Genomic DNA, 18,914 nt, shown 5'->3' with positions numbered 1-18,914 from the left:
CCCGACCATCTCGGCGACGAGCCGTTCGCGCGGCACGTCGGCCAGCGCGTCGTGCGACGCGATCTTGCGCCCGTCGCGGAAGATCGTGCACGCGTCGCACAGCCGGTAGATCTCGTCCATCCGGTGCGAGATGTAGATCAGCGCGCGGCCCTGCGCGCGCAGATCGTCGACCAGCTTGAACAGCACTTCCGTCTCGCGATGCGACAGCGAGCTCGTCGGTTCGTCGAGCGCGATCACGCGGGCGTTGCGCATCAGCGCCTTGCAGATCTCGACCATTTGCCGCTGCGCGATCGACAGCCGCCCGAGCCGCGCGTCGGGATCGAGATCGACGCCCATCTCGGCGAGCCGCTCGCGCACGTAACGCTTCGCCTCGCGCTTCCTGACCCAGCCGAACGCGTTCGGCAGGCGGCCGAGCAGCAGGTTCTCCGCGACCGTCAGGTCGGGCACGTACTGCAATTCCTGGTGAATCACCGCGATGCCGGCCGCGATCGACGCGGCCGCATTCGCGAACTGCACGGGCCGGCCGTCGACCAGCACGCTGCCCGCATCGGGCTGGTATTCGCCGCCGAGAATCTTCAGCAGCGTCGACTTGCCCGCGCCGTTCTCGCCCATCAGGCCATGCACCTCGCCCGCATGCACGTCGAACGAAATGCCGTCGAGTGCGCGCACGCCGGGAAATACCTTGCCGATATTGTCAAAACGCAGTGCCGCTGACACGTCGTCTCCCCACTTCCAGATCGATCGACCGCCGGCCGCCGCATCGCCGCGGCAGCCGGCGGGCCGCTTACTTCGACGCGAGCCCCATCTCCTCGCGCACCTTCGCCACGTTGTCGCGCGTCGCGAGCATGCCGGTCGTCAGCGTCAGCGGCGGCGGCGCCTTGCCCTGCGTGATCCACGTGTACATCAGGTCCGAGGTTTCCTCGCCGTGGCGCTTCGGGCTGATGATCACGGTGCCGTAGAAGCCGGTCGGCTGCGGCTTCTTGAACTCGTTCAACGCCGAATCGGAACCGCCGATGCCGATGCCGATCATGTTGTCGGCCTTGAAGCCGCGCCCTTCGGCCGCGCGCACCGCACCGAGCACGGCCTCGTCGTTCAGGCCGTACGCGACCCAGTGCTTGAACTGCGGGTTCTTCGTGAGCGCGATGTTCGCCGCGTTGAACGCGTTCTCCGTATCGGTCTTCGCCTGCGGCGCCGCGATCACGTTCGCCTTCGGGAAGCCGGCGGCGACCAGCGCGTCGGTCGCGCCGCTCGTGCGGTCGTGCGCGGTCGGCAACTGCTCGTAGGTGATGTCGATCGCCCCGACATCCTTCATGTCCCAGCCGCGCTTCTTGATCTCGGCCGCGATGCCGTCGCCGACCTGCTTGCCGATGTTGTACGCGGAAATCCCCATGTGCGGCACCGACTCGATCGGCTTGCCCGCGCCGTCGACGAGGCGGTCGTCGACCGTCATCATCTTCAGGTTGTGCGACTTCGCCTTCGCGACGATGCCCGGCCCGAGTTTCACGTCGGGCGTGCAGATGATGAAGCCCTGCGCCTTCTGCGCGGACAGGTTGTCGATCGCGCTCATCACCTTCTCGCCGGACGGCGCGCCGATCTTCACGAGCGTGAAGCCTTTCTGCTTCGCGGCGATCTCGGCGAATTTCCATTCGTCCTGGAACCACGGTTCTTCAGGCTGCTTCACCAGGAAGCCGATCTTGACCGGGTCGGCCGCGTGCGCGACCGGGCTGCCCATCACCACCGCCGCCGCGGCGGCCAGCGTTACGAACGTTCTGCGTTTCATCTCCAGTGTCTCCTTGTTTTCATCGAACAGGATGCAGCCGCTTGTTGGTTTCGACGCAGCGTGCGCGCGGCCGTCGCACGTGCGGTCTTTCGAATCGTTACGTCAATCGTGTCAGTCGTGATACAGCGCCGCGCGCCCGCCATCGACGGTGATGCACGCGGCATTGATGAACGGCGCCTCGTCGGACGCCAGGAACACGGCCGTCATCGCGACCTCCTCCGGTTTCCCGATCCGCTTCATCGGCTGCAGCGCGAGCGTCTCGGCGCGCGCGGCGGCCGGATCGGGCTGCGCGTCCCACCAGTCGCGCGTCAGCTGCGTCTCGATGTAGCCCGGCGCGATCGCGTTCACGCGCACGTTGCGCGCCGCGTATTCGATGCCGAGCGCGCGTGTGAGGCCGAGCACGCCGTGCTTCGCGACCGGGTACGGAAAGCAGCCCGGGATGATCCTGAATGCATGCGTCGACGCGATGTTCACGATGCTGCCGCGACCGCGCTCGACCATGCCTTCCAGCGCCGCGCGACAGCCGTGCCACACGCCGTCGAGATCGACCGCGAAGCAGCGCCGCCAGTCGTCGTCGGTCATCGTCAACGGATCGGCGAACACGTTGATGCCCGCGTTGTTCACGAGCACGTCGAGCGGGCCGAACGTCGCTTCCGTCCGCGCGAGCGCCTCGCGCACCGCCTGCTGCTGCGCGACATCGGCCTGCAGCGGCAGCACGCGCGCGCCGTCGCATTCGTGTGCGATCGCGGCGGCCGTCTGCTGCGCCTGCGGGAAGTCGAGGTCGACGAGCGCGACGGCCGCGCCTTCGCGCACGAACGCACGCGCGATCGCGGCGCCGATGCCGCGGCCCGCGCCCGTCACCATCGCGACCTTGCCCGCGAGGCGGCCCATCATGCGGCTCCGCCGCGCGCGACGCGCAAGCCGGCCTGGAACGCACGCGCATGCGCCGCGGTCGTGTCGGCCGACTGGCCGGGGCGGTACAGCGCCGAGCCGAGCCCGAAGCCGTTCGCGCCGGCGTCGAGGAACGGCTGCATGTTGTCCGGCGAAATGCCGCCGACCGGAATCAGCGGCACCGCGCGGTCGATCACCGCGCGCCAGGCCTTCACGACCGTCACGCCGAGCTGCTCGGCCGGGAACATCTTCAGCACGTCGGCGCCGTTCGTCAGCGCCGCGAACGCTTCGGTCGGCGTCGCGACGCCCGGCGCGCTCGCCAGCCCGCGCTCGCGGGCTCGGCGGATCACGGCCGCGTCGCTGTGCGGCATCACGATCAACGCGCCGCCCGCGTCCTGCACGCGATCGACGTACTCGGCGCGCAGCACGGTGCCCGCGCCGACGATCATGTCGTCGGGCAATGCCCGGCGCAGCGCCGCGATGCTGTCGAACGGATCGGGCGAGTTGAGCGGCACCTCGACGATCCGGAAGCCGGCTTCGTACAGCGCACGGCCATGGTCGGCCGCTTCGGCGGGCGTGATGCCGCGCATGATCGCGATCAGCGGACACGCGTCGAACGCGCGCATCAGGGCGGCGTGGGGCGTGTACGGTGCGGGCAATGTCAGATCGGACGGCATCGAGAATTCCTCTGCAAGCAGTTCATTGATCGGCGCAGACGGGCTCGCCGTCCGCGCGCACGAGCCCGGCGCGCGACGCGATCCGCCACAGGCCCAACTCGGTCGCATGCGCGGCGACCCGCGCATGCGCATGGCCGAATACCCGGAGCGCATCGACGTAGCGCGAACACAAGCCGCCGTCGCCGATCAGCAGCAGCGGCTGGTCCGCGAGCGCGATGCCGCGCTCCACGAGCATCGCGTCGAGCGCATTGAGCTCGTGACCGATCAGCAAGCCTGACAAGTAGTCGCCCTGCGCATCGGGTGCGAGCCGGTCGGTCAGCCCCAGCGTGCGCGTGCTGAAAATCGTCGCGAGCAGCCCCGTGTGCCGCGCGCCGCGTGCGACCGATACGCCGCGCACGAACGCGTCACGATCGGGCGACGCCCCCGTGCGCATCGTGCGGCCGAGGATCGTGTGATCGCGCAGCACCGCGAACAGCTCGCCCGTCATGAAGGTCTGGAAGCGCTCGATCAGCCCGTCCTTCACCCACGCCCATTTCGCATGCGTGCCCGGCAGGCCGATCAGTACCCCTGAACGATCGGCGCCAAGCGTGGGATCGCTCGCGAGCGCGCCGACGATCTGCGTTTCTTCGCCGCGCATCACGTCGGGCAATTCGCCCGTCGCGATCACGCCCGGCACGATCGAGACCGTCGCGCCGCGCGCCGTCGTCACGGTGATGAGGCCCGCGACGAGCGCGTCGGCGCCGGCCGGCACCGCGACGTACGGCGCCTCGCGCCAGCCCTGCGCGCTGCCGACCATCCCGGCGGCGAGCACCGGCAGGCCGGGCGTACGGTCGAGCCAGTCGCCGCACGCTTCCTCGAACACCGCGTCGAACGCGCGCGCGCCGCCGCCCGGCACGTGCATCACGCCGGCCGCCCGGCTGCGCGTGTCGATCGGCACGCCGTGCGCGTCGTACAGATACGCGCGCAGCGACGTGGTGCCCCAGTCGAGCGCGATCAGCGACGGGGAGGCGGAACTGGCATCCGGAGCGGGCCGGGTCGAAGTCGTCATCGTTTGATCCTGCGGGTACCCTGCGGCGGGCTCCAGCCCAGTTCCGCGGAAATGGCTCGCGCTTCGCGCTGCACGAGCGGAATCAGTTCGTCCATGCGGTCGTGCGGCATGTACGGAATCGTGCTCGCGACCGACACCGCCGCGACGATCGCGCCCGACGCATCGCGGATCGGCGCGGCCACGCAGCGGATCGACGCCTCGTTTTCCTCGAGGTCGAACGTATAGCCGCCGGCCGCGTAATGGGCCATGCGCTGCAGGAACGCGCTCGTCTCGGGCCGGTTGTCGGGCTTGAAGTTGACGCCGGCCAGCGCGCGCCGCGCGGCTTCGAACAGCGAGCGCCACAGGTCCGGATCGAGGTCGAGCATCATCGCCTTGCCGATGCCGGTCGACGCGAGCGGCATCCGGTGGCCGACGCGCGAGCGCATCTCGAGGCCGCGCGTACCGGGAATCTTGTCGATGTACAGCACGTCGTCGCCGTCGCGCACGCCGAGATGGATCGTGTCGAGCGTCGCTTCCGCGAGCGCCTCGAGATGCGGACGCGCCACCGCGGTGAGCGGCATCTGCTCGAGCGCGATCGTGCCGAGCTCGATCAGCTTCGGGCCGAGCAGGTAGCCGCCCTGCACCTGGCGCAGATAGCGCGCCTGCACGAGGCTGCTGACGAGCCGGTGCGTCGTGCTGCGCGTCGTGCCGAGCGCGGCGCCGATCGCGCGCATGTCGCGCGCGCCATTGGCGATCGCCTCGAGGATCGCGAGGCCGCGCAGCAATGTCTGCGTGCCGGCCTGCTGCGCGGCGAGGTCGAGCGGCGTGCTGGTCGCGCCGATGCTGTCGGTCAGCGACGTATCGGCCGGCATCGCGCGCCGGGCGTCGAGGGCAAGGGAGTCTGGCATCTTGGTCATGGGACGGGGCTTCTTCAACGGAATCGGTGAAGCCGCTCGCGCGGCGCCGGAACTGCGTCCGATGCGGCGGCGTGGCGGCGGTCGATGCACCGAGTAAAGCGCCCGGCGAACTTCATGGAAGGTGTCTCCGTGTGCGACGGGCGCCGCGCGATGCGTGGGTCCGAAGCTGTCGATGTGCTTCGGATTGTAGGAGCGCACGCACTCGTCTCCAATATTTGAATGCGTTGTCCAGATAATGAGAATACCGACGCGATTGGCCGCGGCTTCGACACGTCGGCCGCGCCATGCGCACGGGGGCGGAACCCGCCTGCCGCAGGTTCCGCCCCCGTTTGCTCACCGCGTGCGGCGCTTACTGCTGGCTCGTGCTGCTGCGCGCCTGCATGTAACGCTGTACGTCGGCGAACGACACGCGGCCGTTGCCGCTCGCGTCGATCTGCCGGAAGTGGTTCGCGACATAGCCGAGGCCGGCCGCGCGCGCCTGCGACTCGGTGATCGCCCCCGTGTTCTGCGTGTCGGCCGCGCTGAACTGCCGCGCGAGCTTGCGCACCACCTGCGCATGCAGCGCGGCGCCGGTCGTCTGCGTGCCGGCGGTCGCGTGACGTGCGGCCGGCGGCACGTACGGGTCGCCGAGCTGCGCCTGGCGCGCACGCGCCGGCGCGGCGGCGTCGCTCGCCTGCGCGAACGCGGAGAGGGATGGTGCGGCGCCGGCGCATGCGAGCGCCGCGGCAACGACGATGAAACGATTCTTCATGTCAGGCTCCAGTCTGGAATGAGGTCGTCGACGGCCGGCGAGCGGCGCCGCGAAGGGCGCCTGTCGCCGGCTGGGCGCATCAGTGCGCGGCCGCGCTGTAGAAGGTCACGAGGTCGGCTTTCTCCTGCGGACGCGACGTATCGTCGAGATAGACCATGTGCCCGCCCTGATAGTCCTTGATCGTCAGGTTCGGTTGCGTGCCGAGCCGCGCCAGGTCGAGCTCGGTCTGATAGAACGGCGTCGCGATGTCGTGATACCCGTTCAGCGACAGCACCTTCAGCTGCGGATTCAGCGTCAGCGCCGCGGCCAGATCGGGAATCGTGTCGGGCATCGCGAGGCCGTCGTGCGTCCAGTCCCACGTGTTGATCGCATTGCTGCTCACCGAGTAGGCCGACTGCGCGGTGTACTTCAGCTCGTTCGGCAGGTAGCTGCCGATCGTGTCGGTGAACGGCTTCGTGATGAACGAGCTGGACGGATCGCCGTCGGCCGCGAGCGGGCTCGACACCGGCACGTTCACGCGTGCGTCGTAGCGGCCGATCAGCGTGCCCGGCACCAGCGACAGCTGGAAGCTGTTGTCGAAGAAGGTCGGGACCACGTTGAAGTCCGCATTCCACAACGCCTGCTTCACGCCGGTCGAATTCGCCATCGTCGTGACGAGGTTCGGCGGCGGCGGCGTGTGGCTCGCGAGGTACGCGTTCACGGCCGGCGCGTAGCTGCCGGCCGTCAGCAGGCGCATCTGGTCCGCATACTGCGGCAGGTCCGACGGGTTCGGGTTGTCGAGCTGGTAATACGCGCCGACCGTGCCGTACGACGGCACGAAGCCCGCGCAGCTCACCGGGCTCGCGCCGTTGTTCGAGTTGCCGACATAGTCGCTCGCCATGTCGCAGTTCGTGTTGTAGTTCAGGATCGACGACTGCAGCACGATGCCGTCGAGCTTCACGCCGGCCGTCTCGAGCAGGTTCGCGAGCACGTCGGTGCGCGGCGTGCCGTACGACTCGCCGAACAGGTATTTCGGCGAAGCGCTGCGCTGGTTCACGCTCAGGTAGCGCGTCACGAAATCGCGGAACGCGCCGGCGTCCTGGTCGACGCCCCAGAACGTCTGGTTCGTGTTCGGCGCGACCGCTTCGGAGAAGCCGGTGCCGATCGCATCGACGAACACGAGGTCGGTCGTGTCGAGCAGGGTTTCCTGGTTGTCGACGAACGGGAACGTCGACGTGTTCGCGTTCGGGTCGCCGGTCTGGATACGGCGCGGGCCGAACGAGCCGAGGTGCAGCCACACCGAGGCCGAGCCGGGGCCGCCGTTGTACAGGAACGTGACGGGCCGCTTCGCCGCGGGCTGGTTGTCGGCCGTATAGGCGACGTAGAAGAACGAGGCTTCGGGCGCGCCCGTCTGCGGATTGCGGGCGACGAGGTGGCCGGCGGTGGCCGTGTACCGAATCGTCTTGCCGTTCAGCGTGATCTGATGGTGCGTGACGGCGGCCTTTTCGACCGCGGCGGATGCGTCAAGCGACGCGTTCGCACTCGACGAATAACTGTTCGGATCGTTGTACGCACGGTCGACCTGACCGGCAGGATCGGCTGAATTCGCGGCGCTCGCTGCAGACGACGACGTCACGTCGTCGTTGCAGGCCGTCAGAATCAGCGAAGAACACACCACTCCCAACAACAGCTTCGCTTTGCTCGCTGGCATCGTTGCGTTCCTTCTTCTCGGATGTTTTTTATGTCGAGCAGCCGGATAAGCCACCCCCCGCCTCGATTGCGGCCGATGAGCCGAGGCGCTGGCCAATATACGCGAGCCCGTCAGCTTTGAAAAATTTGGAAATATTTGGCACGCAAGCGGTGCAGCGCACACCTTTCAGGAATGCTTCGATTCGTGAAACGTTGCATTTCACGTCGCTTTCAGCGACTTTCGCGTTTACCCGCAGCGCCTAAAAATGCACGGATTTCGTGCGACGCCGGTCAACAAAATCGCCCGGTCGCGGGTATTGCTCAGCAAAGCGAAATAGACGGATTCGTCTAACGGATGTGACCCGAAATGGTCGCGACACGCATGCGCTGCAGCGCACCAATCGCGCCTCGACGGCGGAATGGACAATGCAGCAGCGCTGCCGCTCACTCCGATTGCGGCAACTCGGCCGCGCCCATCCGGCGCGCGATGACCGCCGCGCGCTGGGCCTGGTAGGCCGAGCCGCGATGCGCATCGAACCAGCGCGGCTTCGGCAGCATCACCGCGAGACGCGCCGACTGCCACGCGCCGAGCCGGCTCGCGGGAATCTTGTAGTAATAGCGTGCGGCCGCTTCGGCGCCGTACACGCCGCGCCCCCATTCGACCGAGTTCAGGTAGATCTCGAAGATGCGCTCCTTGTCGAGCACCGTTTCGAGCATCCACGTGATGATCAGCTCCTGCCCCTTGCGGATGTAGCTCTTTTCGCGCGACAGGAACAGGTTGCGGGCGAGCTGCTGCGTGATCGTCGAGCCACCCGCGACGATCCTGCCGCGCGCCTTGTTCTTCTCCCACGCCTGCAGGATCGCGTCGACGTCGTAGCCGTTGTTGGTCGCGAAGGTCGAATCCTCGGACGCGATCAGCGCGCGCTTCAGGTTGCGCGAGATCTGGTCGTACGGCACCCACTGGTGCCGGATCTGCGCGGGCGGCGTGTCGCGCGACAGCCACCACGCGTCGGTGCGCATGAACGCGGTTGAGCCCGGGTTCACGAACGACCACAGCGCAATCTGCGCGAGATAGAACAGCTGCGTCGCGAGCCACGCGCCCGCGAACACCGATCCCGCATAGACGGCCCAGCGAGCGAGGCTCACCGTCCGCGTGCGCTGCGTGCCGCTCACCGCCACCACGTGCCGCGCTCCGCTCAGCTCGCCGCGAGCGCCTGGCGCAGCGCGGCCAGCACCGGTGCGCCGTCCGGCCGCACGCCGCGCCAGATGAAGAACGACTCGGCCGCCTGCTCGACCAGCATCCCGAGGCCGTCGGCCGTGCGCGCGCCGAGCGACGCCGCGTGCTGCATGAATACGGTCGGCTGCGCGCCGTACATCATGTCGTACGCGAGCGTGCCGGCGCCGAACGCGGCCGCATCGCATTCCGGCAGCGCGGCATCGAGGCTGCCGGCCGTCGCATTGATCACCACGTCGTAGGGCTCCGCCCGCACGACGCCGGGGCCGCCGCCCGCGAGCGTGCAGCCCGCATCGTGCGCGGCCTGCATGAACTGACCGACGAGCGCTTCGGCCTTGCTCGCGGTGCGGTTGACGATTGCGATCGACAGCGGTGCGCGGTCGAGCAGCGGCAGCACGACGCCGCGCGCGGCACCGCCCGCGCCGAGCAGCAGGATGCGCGCGCCGGCGAGCGACACGCCGAGATTCGCTTCGATGTCGCGCACGAGGCCGACGCCGTCGGTGTTGTCGCCGTGGATGCGGCCGTCGGCGTCGATGCGCAGCGTGTTCACCGCGCCTGCGGCCGCTGCGCGCGGCGACAGCGTGTCGGCGAGCGCATGCGCGTCGAGCTTGAACGGCACCGTCACGTTCGCGCCGCGACCGCCTTCGGCGACGAACGCGCGCACGGCCGCCTCGAAACCATCGACCGGCGCGAGCCGGTGCGTATATTCGATCGGCTCGCCGGTCTGCGCGGCGAACTGCGCGTGGATGAACGGCGACTTGCTGTGCGCCACCGGGTTACCGAACACGACATAGCGGTCGGCGCCGCTCGTCGACGCAACTGCGTTCATGATGCGCGCCCCGTTTCGCCGTCGTTGCCGCTCGCGGCTTCGCCGCCCTCCGCCGTCGCGTCGCCCGATTCGGCCAGTGCTTCGGCCTCGGCTTGCGCCGACGCGTCTTCCGCGTCGACCAGCGTGTCGTCGCCGCCTTCGGCGTCATCCTCTTCGTCGGCCTCGGCCGTATCGCCGCTCGTCACGGTCGGCGCGTCGAGCACGTTCAACAGGCGCACCGACGCCTCGATCGTCAGCTCGTCGAGCGACATCACGTCGAGCAGCACGCGCGTGCCGCGCGCATGCACGCCGAGACCCGGCACGTGCAGCAGCAGCGGGATTTCCTCCAGGCGCACGAGATCGCCCTTCACGACGCTCGCGACGACCTGTTTCTTCTGCTCCTGCTTGAGCCAGCGCAGGCACCAGAAATATTCCATCCGGCGCTGGTAGTCGGCGTAGGCCGTGTACGTATCGTCGAAGCCCTGCACGACCGCGTAGAGATCGGCGTCCTTCGGCTTGAACGGCGCGGCGAGCTTCGCGGTGACGCCGTGCTGCACGCACGCGAGCAGTTGCCACTGGTTCACGAGGTCCACGTAGCGGCGCAGCGGCGACGTGCTCCACGCGTACTGCGCGACGCCGAGGCCTTCGTGCGGCGCGGCCGTCGTCTGCATCCGCGTGCGCTTCGGGCCCGGCGCGCCGAAGCCGCGCTGCGAGCGGTAGATGCCCGGCACCGTGTGGTCGTGCAGGAACGCGCCCCAGGTCGAGTTCGCGAGAATCGCGAGCTCCGACACGATCAGGTCGAGCGGCGAGCCGCGGCGGCGCGGCGTGATCGTCACGTGCTCGCCTTCGACGTAGAAGTTGTAATCGGTGTTGCGCTGCACCTCGCGCTTCAGCCCGTAGCCCGCGCGCGCGACCTGGCGCTTCTCGAACAGCGCCTGCGCGAGCGGCCACAGCACGGCGATGTCGTCCTTGTGCGGGTAGTCGCCGGTCCCGGCCGCGAGCGTCTCTTCGGTGACCAGCTCGTCGAGCGTGTTGTGGCGCAGGTTGTTCTTCACGAACACGAGCTCGGCACGCGTCTCGTTCGCGACGATGTCCTGCGTCTCGCGGTTGACGATGATGTACAGCGACAGCGCCGGGCGGTAATCGCCCTCTTTCAGCGTGAACACGTCGACGACGTCGTCCGGCAGCATCGTGATCTTGTCGCCCGGCATGTAGACCGTCGACAGGCGCGTGCGCGCGATCGCGTCGACCGGATCGCCGCGCACGATGCCGAGCGCCGGCGCCGCGATGTGCACGCCGATCCGCACCCGGCCGTCGGACAGGTGCTCGACCGAGAACGCGTCGTCGATTTCGGTGGTCGTGACGTCGTCGATCGAGAACGCCTCGACGTTCGCGCGGGGCAGGTCGTCCGGCAGCGGGCCGACCGTGACGGGCGGAAAGCCCGTGCCGTACGGAAAGAATTCCGCGAGGAAGCGCGCTTCGTGCAGCGCGCGCGGCGACTCGATGCCGCCGCAGTCGAGCATCAGCCGCGCCGGCGACACGCCGCGCGCGCCGGCTGCCGCTTCCATCGCCTTGTATTCGATCGAATTCTTGTCCGGCCGCGTCAGCAGCCCGAGCACCTTGCCCGCGAACGCTTCCGGCAGCTTGCCGGCCTTCAGTTCCTCTTCATACTGCGCCTGCACCAGCGCCTGCTGGCGCTTGCGCTCGAGCGACGCGAGCGCCATCTTGAGCTGCTCTTCCGGTGCGCGCTGGTACTGGCCGCGCCCCTTGCGACGGAAGTAGACGGGCGAGCCGTGCAGCCGCAGCACCAGCGCCGCGCGCTCGACCGGACCGTACGTCGCGCCGAAGTACTCGGCGGCCAGCGCCGTATAGGCGAACTCGTCGGCCGGCGCGCATTCCCACAGGAAGTCCAGATCGATCTGCTGCGCGGCCGTGTCGGCCTCCTGCATCAGTTCGCCCGCGGCCGGCTTGTCGAATTCGATCAGCACGTCTTTCGCGCGCACCTTCGCCCGCCGCCCGCCGGGCAACTCGACCTGAAATGCGTCGCCCTGGCGCGACAGCACGCTGCCCGCCTTGAAACTGCCCGATTCCTCGAAGAAAACGTTCACTCAGTACTCTCGTTCAGACTGCCCGGCACCGGATGAACGGCGCCGCATGATGATGGGAATTCGATCGGCACGCGGCCGGTTTAAGACGTCTTTCCGTCGCAAAACGCGAGAACGTCGTCGACATAGTCGGCAAATTCGCTGATCCCGTGATCGCTGCCGTCGATCACGCGGGTTTTCGCGCCCGGGTAGTGGGCGAGCATCTCGCGGTAATCGAGCACTTCGTCGCCGGTCGCCGCGAACAGATAGTAGCGGTCGGCGCGCGTGATCGCCGGCACGCGCAGCGCGTCGAGTTCGTGCAGGTGACGGCGCTCGACGACAATCGTGCCGCCGCCGTGCCACAGCGACTGTTCGCCCAGATACTGTTCGAGATCGCGCTGCGGCACGATGGCCGGATTCAGCAGCACGGCCTTCCAGCCATGCTTTTCGGCGAGCCATGTCGCGTAATAACCGCCGAGCGAGCTGCCGATCACGGTGACGTCGCGTGCACCCGCGACCTCGGCTTCCGCGACGGCGATCGCCTCGAGCGGCGACACCGACAGCGACGGGCATCGCCACTCGCCGGTGCGGCCGAGTTCGGCCATGCGCGCGGCGAGCAGGCGCGACTTCTGCGATTCCGGCGACGACCGGAAGCCGTGCAGATACAGGATCACGTGCGGCTCCCGAGCGCATCGAGCAGCTTCTGGTGCACGCCGCCGAAGCCGCCGTTGCTCATCACGAGCACGTGGTCGCCCGGACGCGCGGCCTCGACCACCGCCTTCACCAGCAGATGCAGATCGTCGAATGCACGCGCGCGCTCGCCGAGCGGCGCGAGCGCTTCGGCGAGATTCCAGCCGAGCGCATCGCGCCCGGTCGGCGCGCCGTAGCCGAACACCAGATCGGCATCGGCGAGGCTCGCCGGCAACTGCGACTTCATCACGCCGAGCTTCATCGTGTTCGAGCGCGGCTCGAGCACGGCGAGGATGCGGGCATTCTGGCGGCCGATGCGCGCACGAAGGCCGGCGATCGTGGTGTCGATCGCGGTCGGATGGTGCGCGAAGTCGTCATAGACGGTCACGCCGTCCACGCTGCCGCGCACTTCCATGCGGCGCTTCACGTTGCGGAACGAGGCGAGCGATTCGGCCGCCTGCGCCGGCGGCACGCCGACGTGGCGCGCGGCGGCGATCGCCGCGAGCGCGTTCATCCGGTTGTGGTCGCCCTGCACCTGCCATGCGACTTCGCCGACGCGCCCGGCATGCGAATACACCGCGAAGCGTTCGTCGACCGGCACGCCGTCCTCGGCCGGCAGCGCCTGCCAGCCGCCGTCGACGCCGAAGCGTTCGACCTCGCTCCAGCAGCCGCGCGCCAACACGCGCTCGAGTGCGTCCGAGCGGCCGTTCGTGACGATCCGCCCGACGCCGGGCACGGTGCGCACCAGATGATGGAATTGCGTTTCGATCGCGGCAAGATCGGGGAAGATGTCGGCGTGATCGAATTCGAGGTTGTTCAGCACCGCGGTGCGCGGCCGGTAGTGCACGAACTTCGAGCGCTTGTCGAAGAATGCCGTGTCGTACTCGTCGGCCTCGATCACGAAGAAGCTCGAATCGGTGAGCCGCGCGGACACGCCGAAGTTCAGCGGCACGCCGCCGATCAGGAAGCCCGGATTGAGACCTGCGTCTTCCAGCAGCCACGCGAGCATCGACGATGTGGTCGTCTTGCCGTGCGTGCCCGCGACCGCGAGCACCCATTTGCCGGCCAGCACGTGCTCGCCGAGCCACTGCGGGCCCGACACGTAAGGCAGGCCGCGGTCGAGAATCGCCTCCATCAGCGGATTGCCGCGCGTCACGACGTTGCCGATCACGAACAGGTCCGGCTTCAGGTCGACCTGCTCGGCGCCGTAGCCCTCGATCAGCGTGATGCCCTGCGCCTCGAGCTGCGTGCTCATCGGCGGATAGACGCCCGCGTCGCAACCCGTCACCGTGTGGCCCGCCTCGCGTGCGAGTACGGCGAGACCGCCCATGAAGGTGCCGCAGATGCCAAGAATGTGGATGTGCATAGAGGAATGCTTTCGCGCCGCCGGGCGCCGTCGATTCGGAAAGGATGCGTGTGTGTCGCGCCGGACGGGCCGTGCGGCCGGCGCCCGGCCCACGACTTTGCCGCGACACAAAGAACACTATTGTAACTGACGGCCTGCGATGCCCGGCGGCCCGAACGATGCGCGCGAACGGCGTCGGCACCGTCGGGCGGCGGGCCGCCGCACCCGTGCTCGGGCGCCGCGACGATCGAGTATGATTGCCGGATCATGTCTCGCAAACCTCTTGTCGACCCGCGGCGCGTCCGCGAGGAAATCGCCCAGTCCGCCGCCCGCCTGATCGCGGAGGACGGCCTGGACTACGCCGGCGCGAAACGCAAGGCCGCGCGCCAGTTGCTGGGCGATTCGCGCGTTGCCGGCGAATGGCTGCCGGATAACGACCAGATCGAGGAAGAACTGCGCGAGTATCTGTCGCTGTTCCAGAGCGACACGCAACCGGACGAACTGCGCCGCCTGCGCGAGATCGCGCTCGACTGGATGCGCCGGCTCGCCGAGTTCCATCCTTATGTGACGGGCGCCGTGCTGAACGGCACCGCGAACGCGCATTCGGATATCCATTTGCAGGCATTCACCGACAACCCGAAGGACGTCGCGATCTACCTGCTGAACCAGAACGTCCAGTACGACGTATCCGAGACGCGGCATTTCGCGGGCCGCGGCGACGTCGAGACGCTCAGTTTCCTGTGGCGTCCGCGGCGCGACGTGGACGCGATCGGCATCCATCTCGCGCTGTATGCGAGCGACGACCTGCGCGGCGCGGTAAAGGCCGATGCACGCGGCCGCGTCGCCCGCGCGGACGCCGCCGCGCTGCGCGCGCTCGTCGAGGCAAGCCAGGCCCCTTCCGAACCGGAATGATTCAACGATGATGATGAAACGCATGTTGGCGCTCGCGGTGGTCGCGGCCGCCGCCGTCGCCGGCGGGATTGCCGCCGGCCACTGGTTCCGCGGCACGGCCGACGACGGCGTCGCCGTCGCGGCGCCGACCGCCCACGGCAACCCGGTCGACCAGCTGTGGGCGTCGTCGCTCACCGGCGTCGACGGCAAGCCGGCCACGCTGGCCGCCTTCAAGGGCCAGAAAGTCGTCGTCAACTTCTGGGCGTCGTGGTGCGGCCCGTGCGTCGAGGAGATGCCCGAGCTCGTCGCGCTGTCGCACCAGTACAAGCAGAAAGGCATCCGTTTCGTCGGGATCGGCGTCGATTCCGAGCAGAACGTGAAGAACTTCCTGCAGAAGGTGAAGGTCGACTATCCGGTCTTCATCAGCGGCTATGCGGGCGCCGATCTGGCCCGTAATTTCGGAAATACCGCTGGCGCGCTGCCGTTTACCGTCGTCATCGATGAAACCGGCAAGATCCGCGAGACAAAATTAGGACAAATCCAACCGGCCGAGCTGAAAAAGACGCTCGACGCGCTGTAACCTGTCCGAACGGCAGTCCGCGCGTTGGCGGCGATTTGCGGGTCGATCGCCGCAATTTCGCGTGAATTCGCCGATACTTTGCATCCGCACCGGTAATTCTTGCAGGTCCGGCGCATCTGGCCGTTCGGCAAAACTAGACAAATTTCTCTAAATAGCGCTAAAGTTCGCGCAATTCCGCAGAAATAGAAGCGACCATGACACGATTGCTGGTGCTGCACGGCCCCAACCTGAACCTTCTCGGCACCCGGGAACCGGAGGTGTACGGCCGCGTCACGCTCGCGCAGATCGATCAGGCGCTTGCCGCGCGCGCCCGGGAAGCCGGCGCCGACCTGTCGTCGTTCCAGAGCAACCATGAAGGCGCGCTGGTCGACCGCATCCAGGCCGCGCGGGAGGAACAGACCGATTTCATCCTGATCAATCCGGCCGCGTATACGCATACGAGCGTTGCGATCCGGGACGCGATCGCCGGCGTTGGCATCCCGTTCGTCGAGGTTCACCTGTCGAACGTGCATCGCCGCGAAGCGTTCAGGCACCACTCCTACTTTTCCGACCAGGCCGAAGGCGTGATCTGCGGGCTCGGCTGGAAAGGTTATCTGTACGCGCTCGAGTACGCGCTGGACAAGCTGCAAGGCGCGTCGCGCGGCTGATTTCGCGATCTAGATTCAGCGCCGGCCCCTAACCGGCGCTTTCACGTATTGAAAGGGGAATTCCCGATGGATCTTCGTAAGCTGAAAACTCTGATCGACCTCGTTTCCGAATCCGGCATCTCCGAGCTGGAAGTGACGGAAGGCGAAGGCAAGGTGCGCATCGTCAAGAACGCGCCGCCGGTCTACGTGCAGCCGACGGCTGGGTATGCCCCGCAAGTCAGCGCGCCGGCGCCGTCGGCCGCGCTGCCGACCGACGGTGCCGCCGCACCGGCCGCCGGCGCCGCAGCCGCGCCGGCCGCTCCGCAGGGCCACGTCGTGACGTCGCCGATGGTCGGCACGTTCTACCGCGCGCCGTCGCCGGGCGCCGATCCGTTCGTGCAGGCCGGCGACACGGTCAAGGAAGGTCAGACGATCTGCATCATCGAAGCGATGAAGCTGCTCAACGAGATCGAGTCGGACAAGGCCGGCGTGATCAAGGAAATCCTCGTCGAGAACGGCCAGGCCGTCGAATACGGCCAGCCGCTTTTCGTGATCGGCTAAGCCCGCCGCGCGGCCCTGCCGGCCGCGCGCCGCCGAGATGCTCGCCAGGCGCCGTTCGCGCGCCCCTCGAAGAGACGAATACTCGCTATGTTTGAAAAAATCCTCATTGCCAACCGCGGTGAAATCGCGCTGCGCATCCAGCGCGCGTGCCGCGAACTCGGCGTCAAGACGGTGGTCGTCTACTCGGAAGCCGACAAGGAAGCCAAGTACGTGCGCCTCGCGGACGAAGCCGTCTGTATCGGCCCGGCCCCGTCGAACCTGAGCTACCTGAACATGCCGGCGCTGATCAGCGCCGCGGAAGTCACCGATGCCGAGGCGATCCACCCCGGCTACGGCTTCCTGTCCGAGAACGCCGATTTCGCGGAGCGCGTCGAGCAATCGGGCTTCACGTTCATCGGCCCGCGCCCGGAAACGATCCGCATGATGGGTGACAAGGTCACCGCGAAGCAGACGATGATCAAGACCGGCGTGCCGTGCGTGCCGGGCTCGGAAGGCGCGTTGCCGGACGATCCGAAGGAGATCGTCAAGATTGCGCGCACGATCGGCTATCCGGTCATCATCAAGGCGGCAGGCGGCGGCGGCGGGCGCGGGATGCGCGTCGTGCACACCGAGGCCGCGCTCGTCAACGCGGTCAACATGACCCGCGAGGAAGCCGGCCGTGCGTTCGGCAACCCGCAGGTGTACATGGAGAAGTTCCTCGAGAACCCGCGCCACATCGAGATCCAGGTGCTGTCGGACGCGTACAAGAACGCGATCTGGCTCGGCGAGCGCGACTGCTCGATGCAGCGCCGTCACCAGAAGGTGATCGAGGAAGCGCCGGCGCCCGGCATTCCGCGTCGCCTGATCGACCGCATCGGCGACCGCTGCGCGGACGCCTGCAAGAAGATGGGCTACCTCGGCGCGGGCACGTTCGAATTCCTGTACGAGAACGGCGAGTTCTACTTCATCGAGATGAACACGCGCGTGCAGGTCGAGCATCCGGTATCGGAACTGATCACGGGCGTCGACATCGTGCAGGAACAGATCCGCATCGCGGCCGGCGAAAAGCTCACGCTGCGCCAGCGCGACATCCAGTTCCGCGGACATGCGATCGAATGCCGGATCAACGCCGAAGATCCGTTCAAGTTCACGCCGTCGCCGGGCCGGATCACGTCGTGGCATACGCCGGGCGGCCCCGGCGTGCGCGTCGATTCGCACGCCTACAATGGCTATTTCGTGCCGCCGAACTATGATTCGATGATCGGCAAGCTGATCACCTACGGCGCGACGCGCGAGCAGGCGATCAGCCGGATGCGCATCGCACTGTCGGAAATGGTCGTCGAAGGCATCCAGACCAATATCCCGCTGCACCGCGAGCTGATGATCGACGCGAAATTCGTCGAAGGCGGCACCAGCATCCATTACCTCGAAAACCGGCTCGCGCAGAAGCAGCAGGTCGCACCGGAAGAAGCGTAAGCATGAGTTATCGCGAACTCGTCGTCGAACTGGCCCGCGAGCATGCGGAGGCCCTGTCCGACGCGCTGCTCGATCTCGGCGCGCTGTCGGTGTCCGTCGAGGATGCCGACGCCGACACGCCCGACGAACAGCCGCTCTTCGGCGAGCCGGGCCTCGTGCCCGATCGCACCGCGTGGCAGCACTCGCGCGTGGTCGCGCTGCTGTCGGCCGACCATGAGCCGGCCGTGCTGCTCGCGGCGGCTGCGAACGAGATCGGCCTCGCCGAGACGCCGAAATTCGTCGTGCGTGAAGTCGAGGAGCAGGACTGGGTGCGGCTCACGCAGTCGCAGTTCGAGCCGATCCCGATCGGCGAGCGGATCTGGGTCGTGCCGTCGTGGCACGATGCGCCCGATCCCGATGCGCTCGTCCTCGAGCTCGACCCCGGCCTCGCGTTCGGCACCGGCAGCCACCCCACCACCCGTCTGTGCATGGAGTGGCTCGAGCAGTCGGTGAAGCCCGGCCAGTCGGTGCTCGACTACGGCTGCGGCTCGGGCATTCTCGCGATCCTCGCGAAGAAATGCGGGGCGAACCCCGTGATCGGCATCGACATCGATCCTCAGGCGGTCGAATCGGCGCGCCAGAACAGCGAACGCAACCGGGCGGAAGTCACGTACGGGCTGCCCGATGCATGCCCGGACGGCGAATTCGACATCGTCGTCGCGAACATCCTGTCGAACCCGCTGAAGCTGATGGCATCGATGCTCGCGTCGAAGGTCAAGCCGGGCGGGCGCATCGCGCTGTCGGGCGTGCTCGCTCGTCAGGCGGACGAAGTGGCGGCCGTTTATGCGCGCTACGTCGACATCTCGGTCTGGCGCGAACACGAAGGTTGGGTATGCCTTGCCGGAACGCGCCGCGAAAGCCATTAGAATAGCGCTGTCCTTCACTCTGGC

General features: G+C 67.8%; 19 protein-coding genes. 6 read left to right on the top strand and 13 right to left on the bottom strand.

Annotated features, from left to right (window positions below; genetic code table 11):
* From H3O04_RS13275 to mpl, 13 genes are all read right to left on the bottom strand, one after another.
* Positions 1-717 (bottom strand): ATP-binding cassette domain-containing protein (locus H3O04_RS13275; RefSeq protein ID WP_202587853.1); only part of this gene is annotated, 717 nt, incomplete at its 3' end.
* Positions 718-784: 67 nt separating this feature from the next.
* Positions 785-1,780, bottom strand: coding sequence for an arabinose ABC transporter substrate-binding protein (locus H3O04_RS13270; protein ID WP_011544545.1), 996 nt, complete (start codon positions 1,778-1,780; stop codon positions 785-787).
* Positions 1,781-1,891: 111 nt separating this feature from the next.
* Entirely contained in the window at positions 1,892-2,671 is a 780-nt protein-coding gene (locus tag H3O04_RS13265) for an SDR family oxidoreductase (protein ID WP_175683601.1), read from the bottom strand.
* Positions 2,671-3,348: a 2-dehydro-3-deoxy-6-phosphogalactonate aldolase gene (locus tag H3O04_RS13260; RefSeq protein WP_069232166.1), complete on the bottom strand. Its 678-nt coding sequence runs from the start codon at positions 3,346-3,348 to the stop codon at positions 2,671-2,673. The genes H3O04_RS13265 and H3O04_RS13260 overlap by 1 nt, the downstream gene beginning before the upstream one ends.
* Positions 3,349-3,370: 22 nt before the next feature.
* The gene (locus H3O04_RS13255) at positions 3,371-4,396 is read right to left on the bottom strand and encodes a 2-dehydro-3-deoxygalactonokinase (RefSeq protein WP_202587852.1); all 1,026 of its coding nucleotides are present in this window, start codon (positions 4,394-4,396) and stop codon (positions 3,371-3,373) included.
* A complete protein-coding gene (locus H3O04_RS13250) occupies positions 4,393-5,292 on the bottom strand; it encodes an IclR family transcriptional regulator (RefSeq protein ID WP_011694140.1) in 900 nt (299 codons plus the stop codon). The genes H3O04_RS13255 and H3O04_RS13250 overlap by 4 nt, the downstream gene beginning before the upstream one ends.
* Positions 5,293-5,641: 349 nt before the next feature.
* Positions 5,642-6,043 (bottom strand): EF-hand domain-containing protein, encoded by a 402-nt coding sequence (locus H3O04_RS13245; RefSeq protein ID WP_202587851.1) that lies wholly within the window; start codon positions 6,041-6,043, stop codon positions 5,642-5,644.
* Positions 6,044-6,122: 79 nt separating this feature from the next.
* Positions 6,123-7,733 carry a S10 family peptidase gene (locus tag H3O04_RS13240; protein ID WP_012327878.1) on the bottom strand — a complete coding sequence of 537 codons (1,611 nt, stop codon included), beginning with the start codon at positions 7,731-7,733 and terminating at the stop codon, positions 6,123-6,125.
* Positions 7,734-8,155: 422 nt separating this feature from the next.
* Entirely contained in the window at positions 8,156-8,893 is a 738-nt protein-coding gene (mtgA, locus tag H3O04_RS13235; RefSeq protein ID WP_006484660.1) for a monofunctional biosynthetic peptidoglycan transglycosylase, read from the bottom strand.
* Between the two features lie 14 nt (positions 8,894-8,907).
* Positions 8,908-9,774, bottom strand: coding sequence for a shikimate dehydrogenase (gene aroE, locus H3O04_RS13230; RefSeq protein ID WP_011544538.1), 867 nt, complete (start codon positions 9,772-9,774; stop codon positions 8,908-8,910).
* On the bottom strand, positions 9,771-11,861 hold the full coding sequence (locus H3O04_RS13225) for an RNB domain-containing ribonuclease (RefSeq protein WP_202587850.1): 2,091 nt from the start codon (positions 11,859-11,861) through the stop codon (positions 9,771-9,773). Before H3O04_RS13225 ends, aroE begins: the two co-directional genes overlap by 4 nt.
* A gap of 80 nt (positions 11,862-11,941) precedes the next feature.
* A complete protein-coding gene (locus tag H3O04_RS13220; protein WP_006476966.1) occupies positions 11,942-12,511 on the bottom strand; it encodes a YqiA/YcfP family alpha/beta fold hydrolase in 570 nt (189 codons plus the stop codon).
* Positions 12,508-13,986: a UDP-N-acetylmuramate:L-alanyl-gamma-D-glutamyl-meso-diaminopimelate ligase gene (gene mpl, locus H3O04_RS13215; RefSeq protein ID WP_337249634.1), complete on the bottom strand. Its 1,479-nt coding sequence runs from the start codon at positions 13,984-13,986 to the stop codon at positions 12,508-12,510. Before mpl ends, H3O04_RS13220 begins: the two co-directional genes overlap by 4 nt.
* A 153-nt stretch (positions 13,987-14,139) precedes the next feature.
* Between mpl and H3O04_RS13210 the strand changes: the two genes are divergently transcribed.
* The 6 genes from H3O04_RS13210 to prmA all read left to right on the top strand — a co-directional run bounded on the left by H3O04_RS13210 (position 14,140) and on the right by prmA (position 18,890).
* On the top strand, positions 14,140-14,784 hold the full coding sequence (locus tag H3O04_RS13210) for a hypothetical protein (RefSeq protein WP_006476968.1): 645 nt from the start codon (positions 14,140-14,142) through the stop codon (positions 14,782-14,784).
* A 7-nt stretch (positions 14,785-14,791) separates the two neighbouring features.
* Complete coding sequence (locus H3O04_RS13205) at positions 14,792-15,343, top strand: TlpA family protein disulfide reductase (RefSeq protein ID WP_202587849.1); 552 nt, start codon at positions 14,792-14,794, stop codon at positions 15,341-15,343.
* Positions 15,344-15,537: 194 nt separating this feature from the next.
* On the top strand, positions 15,538-15,990 hold the full coding sequence (gene aroQ / locus H3O04_RS13200; protein ID WP_006476970.1) for a type II 3-dehydroquinate dehydratase: 453 nt from the start codon (positions 15,538-15,540) through the stop codon (positions 15,988-15,990).
* 66 nt (positions 15,991-16,056) lie between these two features.
* Complete coding sequence (accB, locus tag H3O04_RS13195) at positions 16,057-16,530, top strand: acetyl-CoA carboxylase biotin carboxyl carrier protein (RefSeq protein WP_006476971.1); 474 nt, start codon at positions 16,057-16,059, stop codon at positions 16,528-16,530.
* Between the two features lie 87 nt (positions 16,531-16,617).
* Positions 16,618-17,985 (top strand): acetyl-CoA carboxylase biotin carboxylase subunit, encoded by a 1,368-nt coding sequence (gene accC / locus H3O04_RS13190; RefSeq protein ID WP_011544530.1) that lies wholly within the window; start codon positions 16,618-16,620, stop codon positions 17,983-17,985.
* A 2-nt stretch (positions 17,986-17,987) separates the two neighbouring features.
* Entirely contained in the window at positions 17,988-18,890 is a 903-nt protein-coding gene (gene prmA / locus H3O04_RS13185) for a 50S ribosomal protein L11 methyltransferase (RefSeq protein WP_011544529.1), read from the top strand.
* Positions 18,891-18,914: the final 24 nt, after the last annotated feature.

The sequence above is a fragment of the Burkholderia sp. KCJ3K979 genome (assembly GCF_016759955.1).
Taxonomy (GTDB): Bacteria; Pseudomonadota; Gammaproteobacteria; order Burkholderiales; family Burkholderiaceae; genus Burkholderia; species Burkholderia orbicola.
Note: the sequence above shows the minus strand (reverse complement) of the source record. Positions and strands in the feature narration are given on the sequence as shown.

What these genes read in the sequence shown, in the direction of transcription:
- H3O04_RS13270 (WP_011544545.1), bottom strand. Translation starts at nt 1,780, where the DNA reads ATGAAACGCAGAACGTTCGTAACGCTGGCCGCCGCGGCGGCGGTGGTG.
- H3O04_RS13265 (WP_175683601.1), bottom strand. Translation starts at nt 2,671, where the DNA reads ATGGGCCGCCTCGCGGGCAAGGTCGCGATGGTGACGGGCGCGGGCCGC.
- H3O04_RS13260 (WP_069232166.1), bottom strand. Translation starts at nt 3,348, where the DNA reads ATGCCGTCCGATCTGACATTGCCCGCACCGTACACGCCCCACGCCGCC.
- H3O04_RS13255 (WP_202587852.1), bottom strand. Translation starts at nt 4,396, where the DNA reads ATGACGACTTCGACCCGGCCCGCTCCGGATGCCAGTTCCGCCTCCCCG.
- H3O04_RS13250 (WP_011694140.1), bottom strand. Translation starts at nt 5,292, where the DNA reads ATGACCAAGATGCCAGACTCCCTTGCCCTCGACGCCCGGCGCGCGATG.
- H3O04_RS13245 (WP_202587851.1), bottom strand. Translation starts at nt 6,043, where the DNA reads ATGAAGAATCGTTTCATCGTCGTTGCCGCGGCGCTCGCATGCGCCGGC.
- H3O04_RS13240 (WP_012327878.1), bottom strand. Translation starts at nt 7,733, where the DNA reads ATGCCAGCGAGCAAAGCGAAGCTGTTGTTGGGAGTGGTGTGTTCTTCG.
- aroE (WP_011544538.1), bottom strand. Translation starts at nt 9,774, where the DNA reads ATGAACGCAGTTGCGTCGACGAGCGGCGCCGACCGCTATGTCGTGTTC.
- H3O04_RS13210 (WP_006476968.1), top strand. Translation starts at nt 14,140, where the DNA reads ATGTCTCGCAAACCTCTTGTCGACCCGCGGCGCGTCCGCGAGGAAATC.
- H3O04_RS13205 (WP_202587849.1), top strand. Translation starts at nt 14,792, where the DNA reads ATGATGATGAAACGCATGTTGGCGCTCGCGGTGGTCGCGGCCGCCGCC.
- aroQ (WP_006476970.1), top strand. Translation starts at nt 15,538, where the DNA reads ATGACACGATTGCTGGTGCTGCACGGCCCCAACCTGAACCTTCTCGGC.
- accB (WP_006476971.1), top strand. Translation starts at nt 16,057, where the DNA reads ATGGATCTTCGTAAGCTGAAAACTCTGATCGACCTCGTTTCCGAATCC.
- accC (WP_011544530.1), top strand. Translation starts at nt 16,618, where the DNA reads ATGTTTGAAAAAATCCTCATTGCCAACCGCGGTGAAATCGCGCTGCGC.
- prmA (WP_011544529.1), top strand. Translation starts at nt 17,988, where the DNA reads ATGAGTTATCGCGAACTCGTCGTCGAACTGGCCCGCGAGCATGCGGAG.